This window comes from Pseudomonas sp. ANT_H4 (assembly GCF_008369295.1).
In the GTDB taxonomy this organism is placed as follows: Bacteria; Pseudomonadota; Gammaproteobacteria; order Pseudomonadales; family Pseudomonadaceae; genus Aquipseudomonas.
In genome coordinates this window covers 15328-38917 of the sequence record NZ_VOBG01000020.1, presented here as the reverse complement: position 1 = coordinate 38917, position 23590 = coordinate 15328, and the positions used below count along the sequence as shown (strand labels likewise).

Here is a 23590-nt window from a genome sequence, read left to right as displayed (position 1 = left end):
AGAGTACGGGAATCTGCGATGCCTCATTGGCTGATTATTGATCTTGAAGCCACAACGGATGAAGGCGGCTGGCCCGTGACGGAGATGGAAATCATCGAAATCGGCGTGAGCCTGGTCAACCGCCAGGGCCGCGAACTGGATCACTTCCAGCGTTTCGTGCGCCCGCAACGTCGGCCTTTATTGACGCCGTTCTGCCGCAAGCTGACCCACATCAGCCAGGCCAATATCGATGGCGCCGCGCCCTTGAGCGAGGTCTGGCCGCTGTTCGAACGCTGGCTGGGCCAGCATCAGGCGCGCCTGGAAGGTTGGGCCAGCTGGGGCGACTATGATCGCCAGCAACTGCAACTGGCCTGGCAACAGCAGGGTCTGAGCAGTGCCTTGGAGCACACGCCCCATGTGAACCTCAAGCAGCACTTCGCCAAGGCCCGACGCCTGGACAAGCCGCTGGGGCTCAACGGCGCGTTGCAACTGGCGGGCATGCAGTTCAATGGCCAACAACACCGGGCACTGGAAGATGCGCGCAATACGGCGCGCCTGCTGCCGTTGATTTTGCCCGTGTAGAAGGCATACTGGCCGACCTTTCTTGACCCTTTTTCGAGGATTCGCCCATGTTTAAAGTCAACGAGTACTTCGACGGAACCGTCAAGTCGATCGCTTTCGGCACCGCAGAAGGTCCGGCAACCATAGGCGTTATGGCTGCGGGCGAATACGAATTCGGCACCGCCCAGCGGGAAATCATGCACGTGGTGTCGGGCGCGCTGAGCGTCAAGCTGCCGGACAGCAGCAACTGGGAAACTTTCGCCGCCGGCAGCCAGTTCCATATACCGGCCAACAGCAAGTTCCAGCTTAAAGTCGAAGTGGACACCGCTTACCTGTGTGAATACCGCGGTTAAAACACAAAGCCAACGTTCAAAAAAATGCCCGTCTCGTGAGAGACGGGCATTTTTCATTCCGGCGCCTGTTACTCCAGAATCGTCACCGGCATGCCGACTTCCAGGCGACCAGCGCCGTCGTTGACCAGGTTCTGGCCGAACATGATGTCGCCCTCCTGCTCGCGGTAAGTCTTGAGCGTGGCCAAAGGTTCGCGGTCGGCACTGCGCTCACCGGTCTGAGGGTCGATGGTGGTAAGGATGCAGCGCGAGCAGGACTTGACCACGCGAAACTCCACATCGCCAATACGCACCCGCTTCCAGCCGTCTTCGGCGAAGGGCTCGCTGCCTTCAATCACCAGGTTGGGGCGAAAACGCAGCATCTCCATCGGCCGGCCGATCCGTTGCGACAGGTCGTCCAGGGATGCCTGGCCGATCAGCAACAGCGGGAAGCCATCGGCGAACGCCACCTGGTCATCATCCTTGCCATAACCGGCTGCCGTGGTCCGCGCACGTTCCAGCGGCACCTGAACCAGGCGCGTGGGTTTGCCGATAAAGTCACTGACCCACGCGGCCGCCTCGGCGCCAGCATCCGGCACACGCAGCGTGTCGCGCCAGATAGTGACGCCGCGCAGTTGCGCGTCAGCGCCAGGCAGCGCTACTTCCAGAGTAGGGGAACCCGCCGCGCTCAAGGTCAGCCCGCCCTGCCCGTTCCACAAGGCCGATAACTGGCTCATCTGCGCGACAGCCCGCTGGGTCAGGAAGCGCCCGCTGGCTTCATCCACCAGCATCCAGCGTCGATCCCCTTCCAGCCCGAGTTTATCCAGGCTGATATGGGGCAAGGTTTCACCCTTGCCGGACTTTAATGGGTACCGATACAACGCGCTGAGACGCAGCATGAGCCTACTTTCCTGATGGGCAAAAACGTCACCCTATACGAGGGTGGCCCGGGAATCAAAGGTCAGGCTGGCACTTCATCGAGCATCAGGCGCTGGCGAACCACGTCCACCAGTTTGTCCGGCTGGAATTTGGAGAGGAAGTTGTCGCAGCCGACCTTCTTCACCATTGAATCGTTGAAGCTGCCGGACAAAGAGGTGTGCAACACCACATACAGACTGCGCAGGCGCGGGTCGTTGCGAATCTCGGTGGTCAGGCGGTAGCCGTCCATCTCGGGCATTTCGGCGTCGGTGAAGATCATCAGCAGCTTGTCGGTCATCACCTGGCCGCTGTCCGCCCAGCCCTTGAGCATTTTCAGGGCCTTGAGGCCGTCGCTGGCGATGTGCATCTTCACTCCCAACTGCCCCAAGGTGTCACGCAGTTGCGACAGGGCCACGTTGGAATCGTCCACCAGCAGCACTTCGCGGCCGCGGGCCCGCTCCAGAACCGGGTCCTGCAGCTTCTCCCGGGAGACCTTGGCGTTGTAAGGCACGATCTCCGCCAGGACTTTTTCGACGTCGATGATTTCCACCAACTGGTCATCGACCTTGCTGATAGCGGTCAGGTAATGCTCGCGCCCAGCGCTGGCCGGTGGTGGCAGGATGGCTTCCCAGTTCATGTTGACGATGCGGTCCACACCGCCCACCAGGAACGCCTGTACCGAACGGTTGTACTCGGTGACGATGATGGTGCTGTTGGGGCCCGGCACCAGGGGGCGCATGCCGATGGCTTGGGACAGGTCAATCACCGGCAGGGTCTGGCCGCGCAGGTTGACGACGCCGCAGACAAAGGGATGGCGCTGGGGCATCAAGGTCAGCTTGGGCAACTGGAGCACTTCCTGCACCTTGAACACGTTGATCGCGAACAACTGCCGCCCGGCCAGGCGAAACATAAGGATCTCCAGGCGATTCTCACCCACCAATTGCGTGCGTTGATCTACCGTGTCGAGAATGCCGGCCATTAAAGACTCCTAGGTTGCGCTGAAGGATTTTCTGCTTACTGAATGAAGTTATCGGCGGTAAACGCCGGACCTTGACCCCCGATAAAATGCCACGCAAACGCATTGATGTCACACTGACATCATGCTTTACTGATCCTGCCTTTCCTCTGGGCAGTCAAACAACGTCGCGCGACCCTCAAATCGCCGCGAAGTTCCGTCATATAAGGGATTCCCCTAGCTGCAATCAGGTCCAACCTGATATTCGCGATATCCAATAGCCATTAATGTGACGCCATTCTCATTGCATGAATGGAGTCAGGCTTTTGTTTGCTATCGCAAGCCCACGTCTCACGGACCTGCCAGGCACTTATGTCTTGGCAACCGAAGTTGAGCGAATGACCCTGAATATCGCCACAAACAGGGACACTGGCCACCACGGCCATCATTTAGATAAAAGCACTACGGCAAAATTAGAAACGAACTACAGACTTTGGTCATATTTCAGCGGTAGCTTGACGCCATTCCCTCGGTACGATTTCTCATCGTCTGGCCGTATGTTGTGGAGACTTGCATGATGAACGACGGTAAAGAGTGGCAAAATGCACTTCCCGAGTTCCTTCTTGAGGCTGAAATGCTGCTGGCCAAGTCTGAAGAATGCTTGAGCCACCTGCATTTGATCCGTAACGACAACGACGCCATCGACTGTATGAAAAACAGCCTGATCAAGCTCGCTGAGAAGGCCGACGCCATGACGCTAGGGGCTATCAGCGATTTTTCCCGTCATATCCAGGATCTGATCAGTAACGCCCAGAGCCCGATGCAACTGCATGACAAAGCACTTTCGGCACTGCACGACTGCCTGACACTGATGGCCTGGCAACTGGAATTGGTTGATGCCAAGACCGGCAAGCTCAGCCTGGATGAAAGCGAACAAACCACGCTGATTGCGACGGCGACCCAACAGATCCCGCAAAAAGACTTTGGCTATAAATCCCGACAGCACCTGCCGCACGCATCCTGAGTGTTCTTCGCCTTTCATTCGCGCCTGCCAACGGATGTCGCGTCCAACTACCGCCCGGTCCAAAAATGACAAAGACAACTAGCACGCGGGCGTGTGTTCATTGAAATAACTATCAATAGGCCAGCAACGCTAATAGCGATACAAAATAGCTTTAATAAGACAATTTTTTCCCTCTGGGACTAATAGGACTAACACCCAGTTTGCCCCTGGATTCGCGGCCGTCGTCGATAACCGCTCCAGGCGACCAACTGTAATTGTTAGTGGTACTATGCCGCGCTCGAAGTGGCTGAACTTCATGATGCACAAGAACCTGAAAGGCACCTCGAACCAACGTCAAAGCCAACACCCTGTCGACCCGGTGTTGAATCGGGATCATGACCCGGTAGCGCTTTCCAAACAGAGCCCAGTCAGCCGCCTTGACCGGTCTCCCCGCAGCGAACATCCATTGGCTCCATCCGCTATGTACGCCAGCCTCAAGTCACTCATCGCAAGGTCCGTGTCCCGAAGCAATGCACACTGGATGACACTCGGCCTCTGCGCTTGCGCGACGCTGGTCAGCCTGTGGGTCTATGCCCACTCCGAGCCGTTGCCCATAGCGCTGTTGATACTCAACCTGGCGACCCTGGTCGCCGCCGGCCTGCAACGCTGGCGCTCGCGCAAGTCGATAAAATTCCAGCCCCAGGAACTGGCCGACCGCCTGCTGCAAGTCCAGAAAAACGAACGCCATCGCTTGAGCCGAGAGCTGCATGACGATATCGGCCAATTATTGACCGCCGCCAAGCTGCAAAGCGAATGGCTCAAGCGCCGCCTGCCGCAAGAGTTGCAAGGCCAATGCGCGGTGCTGTGCAACACATTGAACGAAACCCTGACCAAGGTGCGGGACGTCTCCGCCATTCTCAACCCCCGGCAACTGGCCAGTCTTGGCCTGGAGGCCAGCCTGCGGGCGCACCTGCTCAAGACCCTGGAAAATACCAAGGTGAGCTGGAGCCTGGAATGCCAGCAGCAGTTGACCGGCATTGCGGAAGAGATGGCCGTCGCGGCCTTTCGTATTACCCAAGAAGCGGTCACCAACATGCTGCGCCACGCCCAGGCATGCAATCTGCTGGTGCGCCTGCAACGCCTGCCCCAAGGCCTTTCGCTGTTTATCAGCGATGACGGCCTGGGGTTTTCGCCCGCCATCAACCCTGGCCAGGAAGGACAACGGGGTATGGCCGGCATGTCTGAGCGGATTGATCAACTGGGAGGCACATTGTCCGTCAATAGCCAGCCAGGCAAAGGAACCCGGATCGAAGCGCTTTTCCCCTGGGCGCCACGCGCCCTCGAACGGGCCAGCCCCCATAAGGTTCTAGAGTGACCTGCAACTTACTCCTGGTGGATGACCACGCGTTGATCAGGGCCGGCGTGCGCGCGCTGGTGCTGGATATTCCCGGCTACGCGGTGATCGGCGAGGCCAATGATGGTGCGCAAGTGCTGGAGAAATTCGACGCCCTGCAGCCCGATATCGTCCTGCTGGACCTGTCGATGAAGCACACCAGCGGGCTGGATGCCCTGCAGCAACTCAAGCGCGCCTATCCCAAGAGCAAAGTGCTGATCCTGTCGATGCACACCGATCCGGAGTTGATCATGTGCGCCCTGGAGGCAGGCGCCCACGGCTACCTGCTCAAGGACACCACCGCCAATGAGCTTGAGCATGCGCTGCTGGCCCTGCGCAACAACGAACGCTACCTGAGCCCTGCCATCGCCCACACGGTGATCAACCAGGCGCTGATCCGCAACCATGCCCAGGCCTCTACCCCGGCTCACCGCCACAATCTGACCGCGCGCCAGCTGGAAATCCTGCGGCTGATCGTGCGCGGCAAGTCCACCCGAGAGATCGCCAATGGCCTGGGCTTGAGCATCAAGACCGTGGAGGCTCACCGCTCGCAAATTATGAAGCGCTTGCAGATTTTCGATGTGGCGGGCCTGGTGCTATTTGCCGTGCGTGAACAGATCATCAGTCTGGACGACTAGACACCACCGGCGAGTCCTTCGGCAGGTGCACCCGCAATGCCCGTGGCAATGCCGCGAAACGCAGGTCGTCGCCCTTGAGCGGTTCGCCGTCCAGGTTGATATCCAACCCTTCGGCGACCTTGATTTCCACCCACGGCAGGCGCGCGCGGACAAATAGGTTGTCCAGGCCCCAGCCGTCGGTCATCAAATTGCGCAGGGTACCGACCACCTCCTGGGGTGCCGGCAGGATACTGATGTCCAGCAAACCATCATCGACCATGGCTTGCGGGCACAACACATGCCCACCGCCGGCCTGTCTACCGTTGCCGATACCCAGGGCCAGTAACTCACCCCGCCAATGGAAATCCGGGCCCTGTAACTCGCCGTAGGCAGCGTGCAATTCGCTGAACCGCGACAAGCCGGTAAACAGGTAGGCCGCACCACCCAGTACCTTTTTCAGGTCTTCGGAGGTATTGGCGGTGACCTGGCTGCCAAAACCGCCGGTGGCCATGTTCAGGAAAACCTGCCCGCCGACCTCGCCCAGGTCGATGGCAACGGCCGGGACATCCAGCAGGTTCAGGGCCTGATCGGGCTCCAGCGGTACGCCGGCGGCACGGGCGAAATCATTGGCGGTGCCCAGGGGCATCAGCACCAGGCTGGCGTCAGTCTTGGCCTGGGCCATGGCTTGGGCGACATCGCGCAATGTGCCATCGCCGCCGCCGGCGATCAGCCGGGTGTAGCCAGCGTCCAGCGCTTCGCCGACCAGGCGCTGGGCATCCCCGCCCTCCCAGGTCACGCGCACGGCCAGGTCCCAGCCTTGTTCGCGCTTACCTTGCACCGCCGCCCGCACCTGCTCGTTGAGGGCTTGCTTGCCGTGCAGAACCAACAGTGCCTTGGGCTTGCTCATGGGTTGAGGCTCCTACAGTTCAAAGGGTCATGAGGGATGTGGACCTTGAACAACGGGAAAAAGCCATTGGCCTGATGAATTAATTCATCAGACCAACAGCTCGCTCAAAGGGATAAAGTTGACTCGATCGCCCTCTGCCAGCGTCGTACCTTCCAACACCTCTACCAACCCCTCGGCCCAGGCGGCACTACGCAGCACACCGGAACTCTGGTTCTGGTAGATGATCGCTCGCCCGTGCTCCAGGCGCCCGCGCAAGTACTCGCGACGATTACCCGGCTTGGGCCAGACAAACCCCACTGGCACGTCGAAACGCAGTGGCTGCACATCTTCTACACCCTGGCGACGCAACAGATAGGGCCGAGCCAGCAAGGCGAAAGTCACCAGCGTGGAAGCCGGGTTACCCGGCAAACCGATCACCGGCACGCCGCGAAAATGACCAAACGTCAGCGGCTTGCCAGGTTTGATCGCCAGCTTCCACAGGGCCAACTCGCCCTCTTCGCGCAAGGCGATGCCGAGGAAGTCCGCTTCTCCCACCGAAACCCCGCCCGTGGACAGGATCAGGTCGACCGACCCCAGCCCCCCCAGCCGAGTGCGGGTCTGTTCCAGGTCATCGGGCAAGATACCGGCGTCCACCACCTCGCACCCGAGGCGCTCCAGCCAGCTACACAGCACCCGACGGTTGCTGTTGTAAATCTGCCCCGGCCCCAGCGGCAGGCCGGGCTCGATCAATTCGTCGCCGGTGGAAAGCACGGCTACGCGAGCGCGCCGTATCACATCCAACCGAGCACAACCCAGGGACGCCGCCAGCCCCAATTCAATCGGCCCCATGCGTGTGCCAGCGGACAAGACCTGTTCGCCAACGGTAGTTTCTTGGCCTTGGGGGCGGATGTTCTGCCCGGCGCGCAAGGCTTCGGTAAAGCTCACCCGCTGGTCGACGTGGACCTCGGCGTTTTCCTGCATCTCGACGCAATCCGCACCTTCAGGCACCGGGGCACCCGTGAAGATCCGCGCACAGGTGCCTGCCGCCAGCGGCTCCGGCACCTGGCCGGCAAAAATACGCTGGCTCACCACCAGAGGCTCGCCGCTCCAATCCGACAGGCGCAGGGCGTAGCCGTCCATGGCGCTGTTGGGCCACGGCGGCAGGTCAAGGGTGGAAATCAACGCCTGGGCCAGGACGCGCCCGTCGCACTCGGCCAGCGGCAAACTTTCCCGCTCGCGGATGGGGGTGGCTTCGGCCATGGTCAACAAGCGCCCGAGGGCATCTTCTACCGGCATCAAGGCGCCCGTCTTGCCTGGCTTATCCACGAGATTCACAAGGCTCGGCCTGTTTCAGGTGCGGGACGAAATTGCACGGACCGTGACGAGAGTCCAGCTGCTCGGCGAGAATCCCATCCCAACCAGTGCGTACGGCGTTGGTGGACCCCGGTAGGCAGCACACCAAGGTGCCATTGGCCAGGCCAGCCAGGGCGCGCGACTGCACGGTGGAGGTGCCGATATCGGCCACGGATATTTGCCGGAACAGCTCGCCGAAACCATCCACTTGCTTGTCCAGCAGGCAACTGACGGCTTCCGGTGTGCTGTCACGGCCGGTGAAGCCGGTACCGCCGGTGATCAGCACCACTTGCACCACGTCCTCGGCTATCCAATGGGCCACTTGCGCACGGATTTTGTACAAGTCATCTTTGAGCAGTACCCGCTCGGCCAGACGATGGCCAGCCGCAATCAGGCGGTCAACGAAGACTTGGCCAGAGGTATCGGTTTGCAGGGTGCGGGTGTCGCTGACAGTCAAAACAGCGATGTTCAGGGGTACGAAAGGCGCATCAGCCTTGGCTTTCATGGCTCGGTCCGGTTGTCGAAGGAACAGTCCGATGTTATATCACAGCCCCCTATTTCACTGCCGCAGCGGAGCCGTCATGCCATTCAATTCTTCGCCCTTGCCTTGCTCGATCCTGCTGCTGGCCGGCGGTCGCGGCCAGCGCATGGGCGGCCTGGACAAGGGTTTGCTCGACTGGCGCGGGGAGCCGTTGATTGCCCACCTGCATCGACTAGTGCGCCCGCTGACCGATGACCTGATCATCTCCTGCAACCGCAATCAGCCGCAGTACGCGCCCTACGCAGACCAGTTGGTAAGCGACGACAGCCCGGACTTCCCTGGCCCGTTGGCCGGTATTCGCGTCGGGCTGGCCGCCGCTCGCCATGAGCACTTGCTGGTACTGCCCTGCGATGTGCCGCAAATTGACGCGGGACTGTTGAGCGACATGCGTGAGAAGGCGCAGCAAAATCCCCAGGTTCCGCTGATGCTGCGCCACGGTGATTACTGGGAACCCTTGCTCTGCGTCATACCGACACGCCTGCGCGCAGACATCGAAAGCGCCTGGCAGGCCGGTGAGCGCAGCCCGCGGCAGATCCTGCTGCAACTGGGAGCCCAGGCTCTGATTTGTCCGGAAAATGATCCGCGCCTGGCCAACTTCAATACACCGCAGTTGCTGCACACCCCGCCCGGCGTGTAAGAATGGGCCTTGAACAAGGAACTTTGCGTACGTTCTATACGTCACAAGGTCAGTACTCAAAAAAGCATTCTCTCGGAGACAGACTCATGACTCAACGGACCATCGCCGCTCTCATGCTTGCACTAGGCCTCGCTACCCTTGCCGGTTGCGCCTCGCCAACAGTGATCACCCTGAATGACGGTCGCGAAATCCAGGCTGTCGATACCCCTAAATTCGACCAGGACTCGGGTTTCTACGAGTTCCAGCAGCTTGATGGCAAGCGCACCCGGATCAACAAGGATCAGGTTCGCACCGTTAAAGACCTGTAAGTCTTAACGCTCGCCACGACAAAGCCCGCTTGATGCGGGCTTTGTCGTGTCTGGCACCTGGAATTACCACGCAAGGGTAATTTCACTGTTGAAGCGGCGCTCCACCCCACTCACCGGATCAATGAACCGCACCCCTTGGGCCAGCAGTTTAAGCGGGTTGGCGTAGTCATCCTCGGCGTCCTTGATAACCTGGGGGTAAAACGGATCGTTGCAGATACTGGCCCCCAGCGCCGTCATATGGACCCGCAACTGATGCTTCTTGCCGGTCACCGGAAACAGCCCATAGCGCCACAGGTCACCGTTCTTTTCCCGCACCTCGACCGCTGTTTCGGTGTTGCTCACACCGGGACCTTCCTGCATGCGAAAGAACGGTTCGCCGTCCACTAGCCGGCTCTTGTGTACCAGCGGAAATGTCACCCCAGGCAAAGCTGGCGCAATGGCTTCGTAGAATTTTTCGATCTGGCGGGTGGGAAACAACTGTTGATACGCCGAGCGGCTTTGCGGGTTGACGGAAAACAGCACCAACCCGGCCGTGTGGCGATCAATGCGGTGCAGCGGCACCAGCGAAGGGTTGTCCAGACGGCGAATCAGGCGCCGCAGCAGCGTCTGTTCGACATACTCACCAGAGGGCGTAACGGGCAGGAAATGCGGCTTGTCAGCCACCACCAAATGCTCGTCGGCATACAGGATCTTCTCCTGTACCGGAATTGGTTTTTCGTCCGGCACTTCGCGAAAGTAGTGGATGCGAAGGCCTTCCTTGTACGAAAAATCCAGGGGAATCGGCGTGCCGCTGCTATCAAGTACCCGGCCACGAGCAATGCGATCCAGCCATTGCTCACGGCTGATGGCTCGAAAATGTTCGCACAAGCAATCCAGAACCGTTGCCCAAGGGCCAGGAGGCAGGTGCAAGGTACTGGCTTGGTTCTGGGAAGCGGAAAAACCGGAATCGGACATGCGTGCGCTCAAGGCCTGAAAGTACAGGCGAGCATTATCCTGCATTCAACCGGATCAGGCCCAGGAAAGATCTCAAGCCTTGGCCAATTGCGCTCGCAATACCGGCGACGTACTGGCGGCCTCGGTAAACTCCTTGAGCCAGCGCAATACATCCACCGCCTCCCAGCGGCCCGGATCGTAAAGCGCATACAGCAAGCCCTGGTACCCGACCACATCCAACTGCTTGTGATAACCGGCACGCTGGAAAAGTGCCTCGATTTCCGCAAAGCAGGTATTGAAATGCACTTTGTTAAACGGCGTCTTGCCTTCCGTGACTAGCCCATCGAGGCGCAGCTCATTCACCGCATCGCGCACAACCTCTGCGGACATGCGATTGACGCTGCTTTTCAGTTGTTCGACATTCACCACGGGCTTTCCCTCTCACTCAGTCACTGTACAACCATACAGTAACCGAATAATCGGTAGCCCGCCATTGGATTAGTGCTAGAACAGAAAGGCCACGACCTGTTCGGTATCGAACGGCCAACCCAGTTCGGCCCCCGTGTCCACCCGGCGCAGCACCGGAATACGCAGGCCGTAGGCTTCGAACAGGGCTTCGGAATCGGCGATATCCACCAGTTCCACCAGCAGCCCATGCTCGACCAACGGCATGACTTCGGCTTCGGCAACTTCACAGAGATGGCAACCCAGGGTGCCGAATAACTGGCATTCAGGAGGCATGACGAACGGACCTGACAAGGAATAGGCATCCATTCTAGACCGCAGGAAAAACATCGTCGATGTCGACCGTACTTATTGCGGCCGCATCCAAAAAAACCTGATCCAGATCACCATGACCTATAACTGATTCAGCGACTCTCACGACTTTTTTCCAAGCGATAGCCCTGGTCCCTCGACGGAGATGTTTGTGTTTGCCAACCTGCTGATCATTCTTGCCTCATCCTTGGTAGTCATTGCACTGTTTCGCCGGCTGCAACTGCCGCCCGTGCTCGGTTACCTCTGCGTGGGCCTGGCCGTAGGGCCTACCGCCCTGGACTGGGTGAATGACAGCGAAGACCTGCCGGATCTGGCCGAATTGGGCGTGGTGTTTCTGCTGTTCTCCCTGGGCCTGGAGTTTTCCCTGTCGAAAATGCTCGCCCTGCGCCGGGTGGTGTTTGGCCTGGGCAGCTTGCAAGTGCTGTGCTGCGGGCTGCTGCTGGGAGGCTTGCTGACGTTGTGGGGACTGTCACCCACCGCCGCTCTGTTGCTCGGCGCCGGATTGGCCTTGTCGTCGACCGCCATCGTCAGCAAGGAGCTGACCAGCCTCGGCGAAATTTTCAGCAGTCATGGCCAGAATGCCATTGGTGTCTTGTTGTTCCAGGACATAGTGGCGGTGCTGTTGCTGACCCTGGTGCCGGTGTTCGCCGGCAACAGTGAGCACGCCTGGTATTGGGCGTTGCCCGTGACCCTGGGCAAGACGCTGGTGCTGTTCCTTGGCCTGCTGCTCGCCAGCCGCTGGTTGCTGCCCCGACTCTTCCATGAAGTGGCCGCCTCTCATTCCGCGGAACTGTTCGTGCTGCTGGCGTTGGTGATTGTGCTGCTCACGGCATGGCTGACGCACTTGCTGGGCCTGTCCCCTGCCCTCGGCGCTTTTCTCGCTGGCATGCTGTTGGGTGAAAGCCACTATCGGCACCAGATCGAAGCCGACATCCGGCCGTTTCGCGACATTCTGCTGGGGCTGTTTTTTGTCAGCATCGGTATGCTGATCGACCTGCAGCTATTCGTCAGTCACAGCCTGCTGATTCTCGGCCTGACCCTGGCATTGATGCTGATCAAGGGTGGTGTCGTCGCGCTACTGGTTAAGCTGCGTGGCAGCGACAGCGAAACCGCCTGGCGCAGTGGCCTGGCCTTGGCCCAGGGCGGTGAGTTCTGCTTCGCCCTGATGGCGCAAATGCAGCTGAGCCGGCTGCTGCCCGACGAGATCAGCGACTTGCTGCTGGCGGCAACATTCTGCTCGATGCTGCTGACGCCACTGCTGCTTCGGGCTGCTCCCGCCATCGCCCTGCGCCTGCACCACAAGCCTAACCAGCAAGTCCAGCTGGAAGAAATCACGGCCCTCAATGCCGAGCTGCAAGGGCATGTGTTGATCTGCGGCTATGGCCGGGTCGGGCGGTCCATCGGGCGTTTTTTACGCCACGAACAACTGGCCTTCATTGCACTGGATGATGACCCGGCCCGAGTTCAGGAAGCCGCCACAGAAGACGCCAGCGTGCACTATGGCGATTGTCGCCGGGGCGCCTTGCTCAGCGCCGTCGGCCTTGAACGAACGCGCTTGGTGGTTATTGCAGTGGACAATACCGACGTCGCATTGACCGTGCTCAAGGAGGCGCGTCGAATCAACCACAGGGTGCCAATCCTGGTGCGTACCCGCGACGACAGCCAGTTATCCGAACTGAAAGCCGCCGGGGCCAGTGAAGTGGTGCCCGAACTGCTGGAGTCCAGCCTGATGCTCGCGTCTCACGCGTTGATCATGCTGGGGTTGCCGGACCAACAGGTGCAGGCCCGTGTCGACGAAGTGCGGCATAACCGCTACCACTTGCTCCACGGCTTTTATCAGGGCGCGGACACTAATCAGGAGGCGCCAATCAATCCTGACTGACGGCGCCAATTTTGTGGATCGACAAGTCCGCGCCGTAATACTCCTCTTCCTGACTCAAGCGCAAACCGCAGACGCGCTTGATCACCCCGTACACCAGGAACCCGCCTGCCAGAGCCACGACCACGCCCAACGCGGTGCCTATCAACTGACTGATCAGGCTCACCCCACCCAGCCCACCCAAGGCGCTCTGACCAAAAATGCCGCAGGCAATCCCGCCCCACACCCCGCACAACCCATGGAGCGGCCAGACACCCAGCACATCATCAATTTTCCAGCGACCCTGGGCGGCGATGAAGCACCAGACGAACAGGCCCCCCGCCACCACGCCAGTCACCAGCGCGCCCACCGGGTGCATCAAGTCCGACCCGGCGCAAATCGCCACCAGCCCGGCCAACGGACCATTGTGCAAAAAGCCTGGGTCATTGCGGCCTATCACCAGCGCCGCCACGGTGCCGCCGACCATTGCCATCAGCGAATTGACCGCCACCAGCCCGCTGACCCCGGTCAGGGTTTGCGCGCTCATGACGTTAAAGCCGAACCAACCGACAATCAGAATCCACGAACCCAACGCCAGGAACGGAATGCTCGACGGCGCAAACGCCACCAGCCGTCCGTCCCGATAACGGCCCTGACGCGGTCCCAGCAACAGCACCGCCGCCAGCGCCAGCCAACCGCCCATGGCATGGACCACCACGGAACCGGCAAAATCATGGAAGCTGGCACCGAAGCTGGCCAGCAACCAGGCTTGCAGACCGTAATTGCCATTCCAGACCATGCCCTCGAAAAACGGGTAGATAAACGCCACTATCAACGCCGTAGCGCACAACTGCGGTGCAAAACGTGCACGTTCGGCAATGCCACCGGAAATGATCGCTGGAATGGCAGCGGCGAAGGTCAGCAGGAAAAAGAACTTCACCAGGCCATAACCATGGTCGGCACTGATTACCGCCGCTGGTTGCATGAAGGTGACGCCATAGGAGATCCAATAGCCTATAAAGAAATAGGCCAGGGTCGAGATGGCGAAGTCACTGAGGATTTTCGACAGTGCATTGACCTGGTTCTTCTGGCGCACGGTCCCGACTTCGAGAAAGGCGAAGCCGGCGTGCATGGCCAGCACCATGACCGCACCGATCAGGATAAACAGGGTATTGGAGCTGTGGACCAGAGTGTCCACCGCACTTTGCAAATTTTCCATGGAGGTTGGCAGGCCTGCAGTTCAGGAAAAAGCACCAAAGCAGTTCGTTGCCTTAATTTCGCGCACTAAATTGGTACCGCTGGCACCACCCTCCTCAGAGGGCGTGAACCGCTTTAGCGCAGCGAGGGTTGAAGAAGGCAATTACTCCCTGGTTTTTCCGCTAGTTTTAGTTATTTAGGGTAAGGTTTTTTAAGGCTTTGCCCACAACCGCCCAAATTCAGCGCAAACCGACAGGTTTGCGCACCAAGGCAAAGCAAAAGCTGTACCAGGCATTTGCAGTGAACCTTCACTGACGCCGATGACTCGAAACCAAAAGCTTCAATAAGCTCGAAAGCACCCGACAGCCACTCACGGAGATAACCATGGCCAGCAAAACGGCAAAGACTGCTCAAGAAATACTGATGGCGGATTTTCAAACCCTGGTCAGCGATACTGAAAAGCTGCTGGACGACACCGCGATACTGGCGGGTGACCAGGCGGATGAACTGCGTACGAAAATTCACGACAGCCTGCTCAAGGCCCGTGAAACCCTGCAACTGACCGAAGACTCCCTGCGCGAACGTAGCAAGGCAGCGGTCACGGCCACCGAAGACTATGTCCAGGCCAACCCTTGGCAGTCCGTCGGCATCGCTGCCGGCGTCGGCTTTCTGATCGGCCTGTTGGCTACAAGGCGCTAATCATGTCTATCGGCGAATCCGGCTCGTCCTCGGGCACAAGTTCCTCATCGCGGCGCCTGGGCGCTGCAGTCCTGGGTTTGCTACACAGCCATGTCGAGTTGTTCGGCATTGAGTTGCAGGAACAGAAGGCACGCACCGTCAGCCTGTTGCTGTTCGCCGGGCTGGCATTGGTGTTTGCCCTGCTGTTGCTGGTGGGCTTGTCGGCGCTGGTGATGATCCTGGTGTGGGATACCTATCGCCTGACGGGGATAATCAGCCTATGCGTCTTCTATGTGCTGGCTGCGGCGTTCTGCGGGTTGCGCTTGAAGGCGGCCATCTTCGATGAGTCCACTCCTTTCCACGCCACCCTCGAAGAGCTGGCCAATGACCGTGAGCGCCTGTTGCCATGAGCCTGACTGAACTGCCGCAAACCAACTCCCGGCGGGAAATGCGCAAGGCGTTGATCCGCCTGCGCATGGAGATGCACCGCCAGGAAATTCGCCATGAGTCCCAGAACCTGCTGCTGCCGCTGCAAAAGGTGCGCAACATGGGACAAAGCTGGCAGGACGGCTTCGGCATCAAGCATGCGCCGCTGTGGGGCGTAGCCGTGGTAACGCTGCTGGGCTTTCTCACCGGCAAAGGCGCCAAGGGTGGAGGTATCGGCACCATGACCCGCCTTGTGCGGCTCGGCGCCGGGCTCATTCCCTTGATCAAACTGGCGATGCAGGGCGCCTCGCGCAAGAACTGACAGACGCTGGCTACATTCTTGCACACGGATCAGGCCCGGTACCCTTGCATAGGGACCGGGCCTTTTTCATGTCGACTCTTTTCCCATCAGACGTAACTTAAGGAGGCTCTGTGATCGACGGGCAACCGCTCGCCTACTTTCAGCCATTCATCGATACCGCCACCGGGCGCATTGCGGGAGTGGAAGCGCTGGGACGCCTGCGCCAGGTTGATGGAGAGCTGCGCTCGGTAGGCTCGTTGTTTGCCGATCCGCGCGCGCCCACTGTGGCCTTGCTCCGCCTGGATCGGCAGATCCGCGACAACGCCTTAAGCCGCCTGCACGAAGCGCCCGAAGACTGGTTCCTGAGCCTGAATATCTCACCGCGCTGGATCACTCGCCTGCGCCCCGGCCAGCCTTTGCCGAGCCTTAAACAACTGCAGGCCCACAGCGTCGACCCACGGCGCATCGTGTTCGAGATCACCGAACTGGGGGGAGACAGCCTGCGCCTGGCTGAAGTGGTGGCGCGCTATCGTCAGGCCGGTGCGCGTATTGCCATCGACGACTTTGGCGCCGGCTACTCGCAACTGGATCGGGTGCTGGCCTTGCAGCCGGACATTCTCAAGCTGGATATGCGTCTATTCCAAGCCGCTGCCCTTGGTGGCCCCAGCAGCGACGTAGTACGGGCACTGGCGCAGATGGCGGAAAAAACCGGCTGCTGGATCATCGCCGAAGGTGTGGAAACCGAGGCGCAACTGAGCTTTGCCCTGGAGTGTGGATCGCGCTATGTCCAGGGCTATCTATTTGCCCAGGCACAACTGGACTGGTTCGCCGCCGACGCTTTTGTACCGCGCTTCGCCCAGTTGCGCGCGGCTTATGTCCAGCAGAAACTGGCAGAGCGCGGTCGGATCATGCAACTGCGCCAGCAACTGGGCGAACTGATGCAGATCCTGCAAACCTGGGCTCAGGCACAAGCGCCCCTCAGCCAGTTGCCGCAGTTGCCGGCCTTCCCCTGGCTACTGCGTTTTTACCAGTGCGATCGCCATGGCACGCAGCTGACGCCCAACTTCGAGTGGCGCCAGGAAGCCTGGCAGGCCGACAGCCGTTATCTGGGGCACAACTGGTCATGGCGTCCTTACTTCTACTATTTGCTGGCCGAGGGCTGGGACGAGCGCCGCCTGACACTCTCCACCACCTACCGCGACGCCACCACCAATCAGTACTGCCTGACAGCAGGACAATTCTTCGATAACGGTCAGCGCTTGCTGTTAATCGATATCGACGCGGTCGGCTTATAGTTTTCCTCTTGCGCCCAAGGGGCTGAACCGGGAAGCTGGAACGCCTCATTCACCGCACGGAGAGACCCTGACTTGGATTGGCCCACCCTGCTTACCCGCGAACGCCTTGGAAAACCCCTGCACAGCCCGGAAGAACTGGGTCGCAGCCCGTTTCACAAAGATCATGACCGGATCATCTTCTCCGGCGCTTTCCGCCGCCTGGGCCGCAAGACTCAGGTGCACCCGGTCTCCAGCAACGATCATATCCACACCCGTCTGACCCACTCCCTGGAAGTCAGCTGCGTCGGGCGCTCCCTGGGCATGCGCGTGGGCGAAACCATCCGTAACGCTCTACCCGACTGGTGTGATCCCAGCGACTTGGGAATGGTGGTGCAATCGGCCTGCCTGGCCCACGACATTGGCAACCCGCCGTTCGGCCATTCGGGTGAAGATGCGATTCGCCACTGGTTCCAGCAAGCTGCAGGCCGTGGCTGGCTGGATGACATGAGCAGTGCCGAGCGCAACGACTTTCTCAACTTCGAAGGCAACGCTCAAGGTTTCCGGGTACTGACACAACTTGAATACCATCAGTTTGATGGTGGCACCCGCCTGACCTACGCCACCTTGGGCACCTACCTGAAGTACCCGTGGACCGCCCGCCACGCCGATTCCCTCGGCTACAAGAAACACAAGTTCAGCTGTTACCAGAGCGAGCTGCCGATCCTTGAACAGGTCGCCCAGAAACTGGGCTTGCCACAGCTGGAAGAACAACGCTGGGCGCGCCATCCACTGGTGTATCTGATGGAGGCGGCCGACGACATTTGCTATGCCCTGATCGACCTTGAAGATGGCCTGGAAATGGACTTGCTGGAATACGCCGAGGTCGAATCGCTGCTGCTGGACCTGGTGGGCGATGATTTACCGCAAACCTATCGCCAGTTAGGCCCCTTGGATTCCCGGCGACGCAAGCTGGCCATCCTGCGAGGCAAGGCCATCGAGCACTTGACCAATGCAGCGGCACGGGCCTTCGTCGAGCAGCAGGACGCACTGCTGGCAGGCACCCTTGAAGGTGATCTGGTGGAACACATGCACGGTCCTGCCAAGCGCTGCGTACTGAACGCCAAGGACATGGCACGCAAGAAAATCTTCCAGGACAAGCGCAAGACGCTGCATGAAATCGGCGCTTATACCACCCTGGAAATCCTCTTGAATGCCTTCTGCGGCGCCGCCCTGGAACAGCATGGTGGTCGTACACCGTCCTTCAAGAATCGGCGCATCCTGGATTTGCTGGGCAACAGTGCCCCCGACCCGGATGGGTCACTGCATCGCTCGTTCCTGCGCATGATCGACTTCATTGCCGGCATGACCGACAGCTACGCCAGCGAGATGGCGCGAGAAATGACCGGGCGTTCAAGCCCTCAATAAAGAATCGCCCTGTCGGGTTGTCCTGACAGGGTGATTCCCCTAAAAGAATCTGCCTACGAAAGGAACAGAGCAGACTGATCGAATTAATCCCAACACCCGATGAATAATCACCCGCCTTCTTATTCAATACAGCAATCGACTCCTACATTCCTGCGACCCAACAACAGTTCGACACATGACTCACGGGCCGTAGCGGTACAAGCCCTGGTTGGCGTCATTCCAGCATGGGCCATTCTCATGGAACTCCCTATGCTCAAACAACAACCGCGCATCCTGTTAGTGGAAGATCACCCCTTTCAACTTCTGGCCACCCAATGCCTGCTTAAAATTTTCGGTTTCAACCAACTGACACCGGCAGAGAATGCCGAGCAGGCAATAAAATTGATGACGCAGGCTCAAACCCCCTTCGACATCATGCTGTGCGATCAATGCCTGCCAGACCTGCCAGGACTGGAGTTGGTAGAAATAGCCAGCCGCGCAGGGTTTATACGATATGCCATCCTGCTGAGTGGACTGCCCGCTGTCGAACTGGAAAACCTCCAAGTCCAGGCAATACAACGTGATATCCCCTTGCTCGGCTACCTGGTCAAGCCTTTGAACAAGGAGCAACTTGGCGCACTGATCAGCCGGGCGGTATTGGCCAGAAATAAACAACATCATGAAAACCCAGTTAACCTGAAGTACGGCGACATTGAACATGTAGGACATTAAACATCCAGTCATTACGATAATTTCGCTATTACCCAGTCGTTCGATAGCTAGTTTTCGCATTCCCATACGCCACTTGCAAAACACTTAAATCTCGTCAAGGAAAGCCTGACAAAGGGTAATCCATTACATTTTTTACGTAGGACTTTTCCTATTTTACATCTGCCCTGCATTCACCTCACGCTCCCGCATCATCTTCTGAGCTAATGTGCCCGCTTTATTTGCACATACATGGGATTTGATCATGAACTCAGTTTTTATTATCGACGACCACCCCGTTATCCGACTTGCAATTCGAATGCTGTTAGAACATGAAGGTTACAAAGTAGTTGGAGAAACGGACAACGGTTGCGATGCAATACAAATGGTCCGCGAATGCCTTCCCGACCTGATAATACTTGACATCAGCATCCCGAAACTTGATGGCCTGGAAGTGCTTTGCAGGTTCAACGCCATGAGTTCCCCCATGAAAACCCTGATTTTGACGGCCCAATCCCCGACACTCTTCGCAACACGCTGCATGCGATCAGGCGCTGACGGCTATGTCTGCAAAGAGGGCGACTTGAGTGAACTGCTAAGTGCCATAAAAGCTGTTTTATCCGGGTACAACTATTTCCCCAGCCAAGTATTAAATGGTAACTGCTCAGAAACTGACGAAAACGAAGAATTAAACCTCTTCAAATCAGTCAACGACCGCGAACTTATGGTTTTGCAACTTTTTGCACAGGGCAGAACAAACAAGGAAATAGCCAAAGGCATGTTTCTTAGTAACAAAACAGTCAGCACCTACAAAAAGAGACTCATGCAAAAACTTAAAGCCACCTCTTTGGTAGCGCTTATCGAGATAGCAAAACGCAACGCGTTAGTGTGAGAAACAGAATGCCCAGGTGCTTAAAGGACCTTCTAATCATATTGAGTACAGGTTTGTGCTTAAGCACAGCCGTGCCTGCCACTCTAACGGCTCAAGAGCGTTACTCACTGCTGAGTCGTGTAGGCAGTGCTCAAATGGATACTCAACTGGACAAAACACAGCGCCAATGGTTACAAAGCAAACGCGAGTTGGTGCTGGGTACCTCAGCACCCGACTATCCACCCTTTGATATCACCGCCAGCGGTCATGACTATGAGGGCATCACAGCCGACTATGCCGGCATCCTGTCCAAGGCACTCGTATTACCCGTCAGCGTGCTGCGCTACCCAACCCGAGAAGCGGCGATCCAGGCATTGCAAGCCGGCGAAGTAGACTTGCTGGGCACTGCCAACGGGTTTGAGGCGAGTAACCCCGAGATCGTCCTGTCAACGCCCTACGCCGTGGACCAGCCTGTGCTGGTCACCCGCGAAGGAGAAAACCGCTCGCTCAGCGACGGCCTGATCGGCATGCGGTTAAGCCTGGTCTACCACTATCTGCCCCTGGCGGAAGTCGAAGCGCTGTACCCAAAGGCAATTATCCAGGCCTATCCGTCCTATCAAAACGCTCTCAACGCCGTTGCCTTCGACCAGACTGACGTATTTCTCGGCGACACCATCTCTACCCACTACATGATCAACAAGGGCTATCTGAAAAATATTCGCATGGCCAACTTCGGCAAGCACGAAGCCTACGGTTTCAGCTTTGCCGTACGCCGGGATCAGCCGATCTTGTTGAGCATCATCAATTCAGTCCTGGGGGTCATTGCAACCAACGAGCAGGAAAACATCTCCAAACGCTGGAGCGCCGGCAGCGACATATTACTGACCGATCACAAGCTGCAACTGAGCCAGCGCGAGGAGCGCTGGCTCAAAGAGCATCCCGTGGTAAAGGTGGTCATCAATAAAACCTTCGCACCGATGACCTTCCTCGACGCAGACGGCACCCTGCGCGGCATCACTGCAGATCTTCTGGAGCTGATTCGGCTGCGCACCGGTTTACGCTTCGAGACCCAGCACTCCCGCAACCTCAACGACATGATCCAGCAGGTAGAAAGCAACAAGGCCGACATCATCGCAGCAATCATCCCCAGCACCGAACGGAAGTCCAAGCTGAGCTTCAGCCGGCCCTACCTGGAAAATTCCTATGTACTGCTAACGCGCAAAGGGCCTGACGCCCCCTCAAGCCTTGAACAACTGACGGGCAAACGCCTGGCGATAACCGAAGGCAACCCCTTGGTGAGCTATTTGCGTCAAGCGTTCCCGCAGATCAAGTTGGTGCAAGCCAGCGATACCTTCAAGGCCTCGAAATTATTGGCCCAAGGGCACGTGGAAGGTGCCGTCAGTCCGCTGGTGGTCGCCAACTACTTCCTCTCCTCACAGGTATTCCAGGACAAATTGCAGATCAGCTCCAGCATCGGCACCCAACTGGCCTCCTTTTCCCTGGCCACCTCGCGTAGCGCCACCGAGCTAAGCTCGATTCTCGACAAGGCATTACTCAGTATTGCCTCGGATGAACTGGGGATCATCAACAGTCGCTGGCGTGGTTACACGGCGGCATCCGATAGCTATTGGCGTAACTACCATCACCTGATTCTCCAGGTCATCATCGGCGCAGGCCTCCTGCTGCTGACGTCCCTGACCTGGAATGCCTATATGCGCAGGCAGATCAAGCACCGACAGATGGCTGAACGTGCCCTCAACGACCAGCTTGAATTCATGCGGGCCCTGGTTAACGAAACGCCTCATCCGATCTATGTACGCGATCGCAACGGATTGCTTCAAACCTGCAATGACAGCTACCTGCAGGTTTTCGGCGTCAGGCGCGAAGAGGTGATTGGCAAAAGCGTTACCCAGATCGGCCTGGACATCGATTTGGAAGCCAGCCAATACCACGCCGATTATCAACGGGTAGTCGCCGAAGGCAGTCCGTTGATTCTCGACCGTTCGTTGCACATTCATGGGAAAAAACTGACGATCTACCACTGGATTCTGCCGTACCGCGACTCCACCGGCGAGGTCAGGGGGATCATTGGTGGCTGGATCGACATCAGCGAACGACGCCAATTATTCGATGAACTGCGGGCCGCCAAGGATCGTGCAGATGAGGCCAATCGGGCAAAAAGCACATTTCTGACGACCATGAGTCATGAAATCCGCACCCCCATGAATGCAGTCATCGGCATGCTTGAGCTGACCCTCAAACGTGCCGAGCACGGCCATCTGGACCGTCCCGCCATCGAGGTCGCCTACAACTCGGCGAAAGACTTGCTGGAGCTGATCGGCGATATCCTGGACATCGCCCGTATCGAATCCGGCCGCCTGAGCCTGGCACCAGAGCGGGTCAATCTGTGGGAGCTCATTGAGTCGGTGGTACGGGTCTTTGATGGCTTGGCGCGCCAGAAATCCCTCAGCCTGTTACTTGAGTTCAACCGCAGCGTCGAACATACCGATGTGCTGATCGATCCACTGCGCTTCAAACAGATCCTTTCCAACCTGGTGAGCAATGCCATCAAATTTACTGAGCAGGGCCAGGTGAAGATCAAGGTGGATATCCAGGCCGACAGCCAGACACAACAAATCAACATGAAACTGGCGGTCGAGGACACGGGCATCGGGATCACCTGGGACGATCAGCAACGGCTGTTCGAACCTTTTGCCCAGGCTGACAACTCGGGGCATTTGGCCAGAAGCGGTGCCGGCCTGGGGCTGGTGATCTGTCGCAGCCTGTGCGAAATGATGGGCGGGCATCTGAGCTTGAGCAGCGTGCCCAGAGTCGGCACCCAGGTGTATGTTTCGCTGAACATGACCAGCCTGGCGCCGACACATCCCGTGATTGAGTTGAAGCCGGTGGTAGTGGAAATCGCAGCCGTACTGAACGTGCTGGTGGTAGACGATCACCCCGCAAACCGCTTGCTCATGTGCCAGCAACTGGGTTTTCTCGGCCATCAGTTCACAGCTGTCCAACATGGCGCAGCAGGATTCCAGGCATGGCGCCAGGGACACTTCGACCTGATCATCGCCGACTGCAATATGCCGATCATGAACGGCTATGAACTGACCCGCTCTATTCGCGAGCACGAGCAACGGGAAAACATGGCGCCCTGTATTGTCCTAGGCTTCACCGCCAATGCCCAGCCGGAGGAGAAACAACGCTGCAAGGAGGCGGGCATGAATGACTGCCTGTTCAAGCCCATCAGTCTCACGACCCTGGGGCGGCACTTGGCCGAGGTCAGCCCCCTGCCTTCCAGCAAACTTTTCAATCTCGACAGCCTGCATGCACTTACCGGCGGTGATCCGGCGTTAAGCCGGCGTCTGCTGGAAGAGCTGTTGAGCAGCAGCCGCAATGATCGTGGTGAACTCATGGCGTTGCTGGCACAAGGAGTCCGGCAGGACCTTATCGACCAGGCTCACAAGATCAAGGGGGCTGCCCAGATCGTCCAGGCCCATGCATTGGCCGAACATTGCGAAGCCCTGGAAAAAGCCTGCGACGGCACCGATCAGCTGAGTATCGATCCCTGGGTCAAGGCAATCGAGGCGTCCATGCTGGAACTGGAGCGGACCCTGCAAATGCAACTGGACAGACTGATAAGTCGTTGACGACAGACTGCAACCTGGCTGCAGGTT

At 58.5% G+C, this 23590-nt stretch carries 25 protein-coding genes; 16 read left to right on the top strand and 9 right to left on the bottom strand.

The features are described from left to right. Window positions 1-18: 18 nt before the first annotated feature. Together FQ182_RS21980 and FQ182_RS21975 are read left to right on the top strand one after the other, a co-directional pair. Window positions 19-561 (top strand): exonuclease domain-containing protein, encoded by a 543-nt coding sequence (locus FQ182_RS21980; protein WP_149414140.1) that lies wholly within the window; start codon window positions 19-21, stop codon window positions 559-561. Window positions 562-608: 47 nt separating this feature from the next. Next, window positions 609-893, top strand: coding sequence for a pyrimidine/purine nucleoside phosphorylase (locus FQ182_RS21975; RefSeq protein ID WP_149414141.1), 285 nt, complete (start codon window positions 609-611; stop codon window positions 891-893). Window positions 894-961: 68 nt separating this feature from the next. Here the strand turns inward: FQ182_RS21975 and FQ182_RS21970 are convergent, their stop codons facing one another. Beyond that, complete coding sequence (locus FQ182_RS21970) at window positions 962-1768, bottom strand: MOSC domain-containing protein (RefSeq protein WP_149414142.1); 807 nt, start codon at window positions 1766-1768, stop codon at window positions 962-964. Between the two features lie 62 nt (window positions 1769-1830). Next, on the bottom strand, window positions 1831-2766 hold the full coding sequence (locus FQ182_RS21965; protein ID WP_149414143.1) for a chemotaxis protein CheV: 936 nt from the start codon (window positions 2764-2766) through the stop codon (window positions 1831-1833). A gap of 553 nt (window positions 2767-3319) precedes the next feature. Between FQ182_RS21965 and FQ182_RS21960 the strand changes: the two genes are divergently transcribed. From FQ182_RS21960 to FQ182_RS21950, 3 genes are all read left to right on the top strand, one after another. After that, a complete protein-coding gene (locus FQ182_RS21960; protein WP_149414171.1) occupies window positions 3320-3766 on the top strand; it encodes a hypothetical protein in 447 nt (148 codons plus the stop codon). A 460-nt stretch (window positions 3767-4226) separates the two neighbouring features. Beyond that, complete coding sequence (locus FQ182_RS21955) at window positions 4227-5120, top strand: sensor histidine kinase (protein ID WP_149414172.1); 894 nt, start codon at window positions 4227-4229, stop codon at window positions 5118-5120. Next, window positions 5117-5776, top strand: coding sequence for a response regulator transcription factor (locus tag FQ182_RS21950; RefSeq protein WP_149414144.1), 660 nt, complete (start codon window positions 5117-5119; stop codon window positions 5774-5776). Before FQ182_RS21955 ends, FQ182_RS21950 begins: the two co-directional genes overlap by 4 nt. On the opposite strand, the gene yegS is transcribed toward FQ182_RS21950, so the two are convergent. The 3 genes from yegS to moaB all read right to left on the bottom strand — a co-directional run bounded on the left by yegS (window position 5760) and on the right by moaB (window position 8499). Next, the gene (gene yegS / locus FQ182_RS21945) at window positions 5760-6662 is read right to left on the bottom strand and encodes a lipid kinase YegS (RefSeq protein WP_149414145.1); all 903 of its coding nucleotides are present in this window, start codon (window positions 6660-6662) and stop codon (window positions 5760-5762) included. The genes FQ182_RS21950 and yegS overlap by 17 nt on opposite strands. An 87-nt stretch (window positions 6663-6749) precedes the next feature. Continuing rightward, a complete protein-coding gene (gene glp, locus FQ182_RS21940) occupies window positions 6750-7976 on the bottom strand; it encodes a gephyrin-like molybdotransferase Glp (RefSeq protein ID WP_149414146.1) in 1227 nt (408 codons plus the stop codon). Next, window positions 7960-8499 carry a molybdenum cofactor biosynthesis protein B gene (gene moaB / locus FQ182_RS21935; RefSeq protein ID WP_149414147.1) on the bottom strand — a complete coding sequence of 180 codons (540 nt, stop codon included), beginning with the start codon at window positions 8497-8499 and terminating at the stop codon, window positions 7960-7962. Before moaB ends, glp begins: the two co-directional genes overlap by 17 nt. A gap of 76 nt (window positions 8500-8575) precedes the next feature. Between moaB and mobA the strand changes: the two genes are divergently transcribed. After that, a complete protein-coding gene (gene mobA, locus FQ182_RS21930) occupies window positions 8576-9172 on the top strand; it encodes a molybdenum cofactor guanylyltransferase MobA (protein WP_149414148.1) in 597 nt (198 codons plus the stop codon). A gap of 86 nt (window positions 9173-9258) precedes the next feature. Continuing rightward, entirely contained in the window at window positions 9259-9480 is a 222-nt protein-coding gene (locus FQ182_RS21925; protein ID WP_133098826.1) for a YgdI/YgdR family lipoprotein, read from the top strand. Window positions 9481-9543: 63 nt separating this feature from the next. Here the strand turns inward: FQ182_RS21925 and FQ182_RS21920 are convergent, their stop codons facing one another. The 3 genes from FQ182_RS21920 to FQ182_RS21910 form a co-directional block, all read right to left on the bottom strand. Further along, window positions 9544-10434, bottom strand: a complete 891-nt coding sequence (locus FQ182_RS21920; RefSeq protein ID WP_149414173.1) for a pseudouridine synthase — start codon at window positions 10432-10434, stop codon at window positions 9544-9546. 72 nt (window positions 10435-10506) lie between these two features. Beyond that, window positions 10507-10842 carry a transcriptional regulator gene (locus FQ182_RS21915; protein WP_149414149.1) on the bottom strand — a complete coding sequence of 112 codons (336 nt, stop codon included), beginning with the start codon at window positions 10840-10842 and terminating at the stop codon, window positions 10507-10509. A gap of 75 nt (window positions 10843-10917) precedes the next feature. Beyond that, window positions 10918-11154 carry a glutaredoxin family protein gene (locus tag FQ182_RS21910; protein ID WP_133098828.1) on the bottom strand — a complete coding sequence of 79 codons (237 nt, stop codon included), beginning with the start codon at window positions 11152-11154 and terminating at the stop codon, window positions 10918-10920. A 187-nt stretch (window positions 11155-11341) separates the two neighbouring features. On the opposite strand from FQ182_RS21910, the gene FQ182_RS21905 reads away from it, so the two are divergent. Beyond that, window positions 11342-13072, top strand: a complete 1731-nt coding sequence (locus FQ182_RS21905; RefSeq protein WP_149414150.1) for a monovalent cation:proton antiporter-2 (CPA2) family protein — start codon at window positions 11342-11344, stop codon at window positions 13070-13072. On the opposite strand, the gene FQ182_RS21900 is transcribed toward FQ182_RS21905, so the two are convergent. Next, a complete protein-coding gene (locus tag FQ182_RS21900; RefSeq protein WP_149414151.1) occupies window positions 13059-14267 on the bottom strand; it encodes an ammonium transporter in 1209 nt (402 codons plus the stop codon). The two genes, FQ182_RS21905 and FQ182_RS21900, sit on opposite strands and share 14 nt — an antisense overlap. Window positions 14268-14629: 362 nt before the next feature. Here FQ182_RS21900 and FQ182_RS21890 point away from each other — a divergent pair, with 362 nt between their 5' ends. The 8 genes from FQ182_RS21890 (at window position 14630) to FQ182_RS21855 (ending at window position 23563) form a co-directional block, all read left to right on the top strand. Next, window positions 14630-14944: a YqjD family protein gene (locus FQ182_RS21890; RefSeq protein ID WP_133098832.1), complete on the top strand. Its 315-nt coding sequence runs from the start codon at window positions 14630-14632 to the stop codon at window positions 14942-14944. Between the two features lie 2 nt (window positions 14945-14946). Beyond that, window positions 14947-15333, top strand: a complete 387-nt coding sequence (locus FQ182_RS21885) for a phage holin family protein (protein WP_149414152.1) — start codon at window positions 14947-14949, stop codon at window positions 15331-15333. Continuing rightward, a complete protein-coding gene (locus FQ182_RS21880; RefSeq protein WP_149414153.1) occupies window positions 15330-15671 on the top strand; it encodes a hypothetical protein in 342 nt (113 codons plus the stop codon). The genes FQ182_RS21885 and FQ182_RS21880 overlap by 4 nt, the downstream gene beginning before the upstream one ends. A 110-nt stretch (window positions 15672-15781) precedes the next feature. Next, complete coding sequence (locus FQ182_RS21875; RefSeq protein ID WP_149414154.1) at window positions 15782-16945, top strand: EAL domain-containing protein; 1164 nt, start codon at window positions 15782-15784, stop codon at window positions 16943-16945. Window positions 16946-17017: 72 nt separating this feature from the next. After that, on the top strand, window positions 17018-18349 hold the full coding sequence (locus tag FQ182_RS21870) for a deoxyguanosinetriphosphate triphosphohydrolase (RefSeq protein WP_133098836.1): 1332 nt from the start codon (window positions 17018-17020) through the stop codon (window positions 18347-18349). A 249-nt stretch (window positions 18350-18598) separates the two neighbouring features. Then, window positions 18599-19060, top strand: coding sequence for a response regulator (locus FQ182_RS21865; protein ID WP_149414155.1), 462 nt, complete (start codon window positions 18599-18601; stop codon window positions 19058-19060). Window positions 19061-19301: 241 nt separating this feature from the next. After that, the gene (locus FQ182_RS21860) at window positions 19302-19928 is read left to right on the top strand and encodes a response regulator transcription factor (RefSeq protein WP_149414156.1); all 627 of its coding nucleotides are present in this window, start codon (window positions 19302-19304) and stop codon (window positions 19926-19928) included. Window positions 19929-19936: 8 nt separating this feature from the next. Next, the gene (locus FQ182_RS21855; RefSeq protein WP_149414157.1) at window positions 19937-23563 is read left to right on the top strand and encodes a transporter substrate-binding domain-containing protein; all 3627 of its coding nucleotides are present in this window, start codon (window positions 19937-19939) and stop codon (window positions 23561-23563) included. Window positions 23564-23590 lie beyond the last annotated feature (27 nt).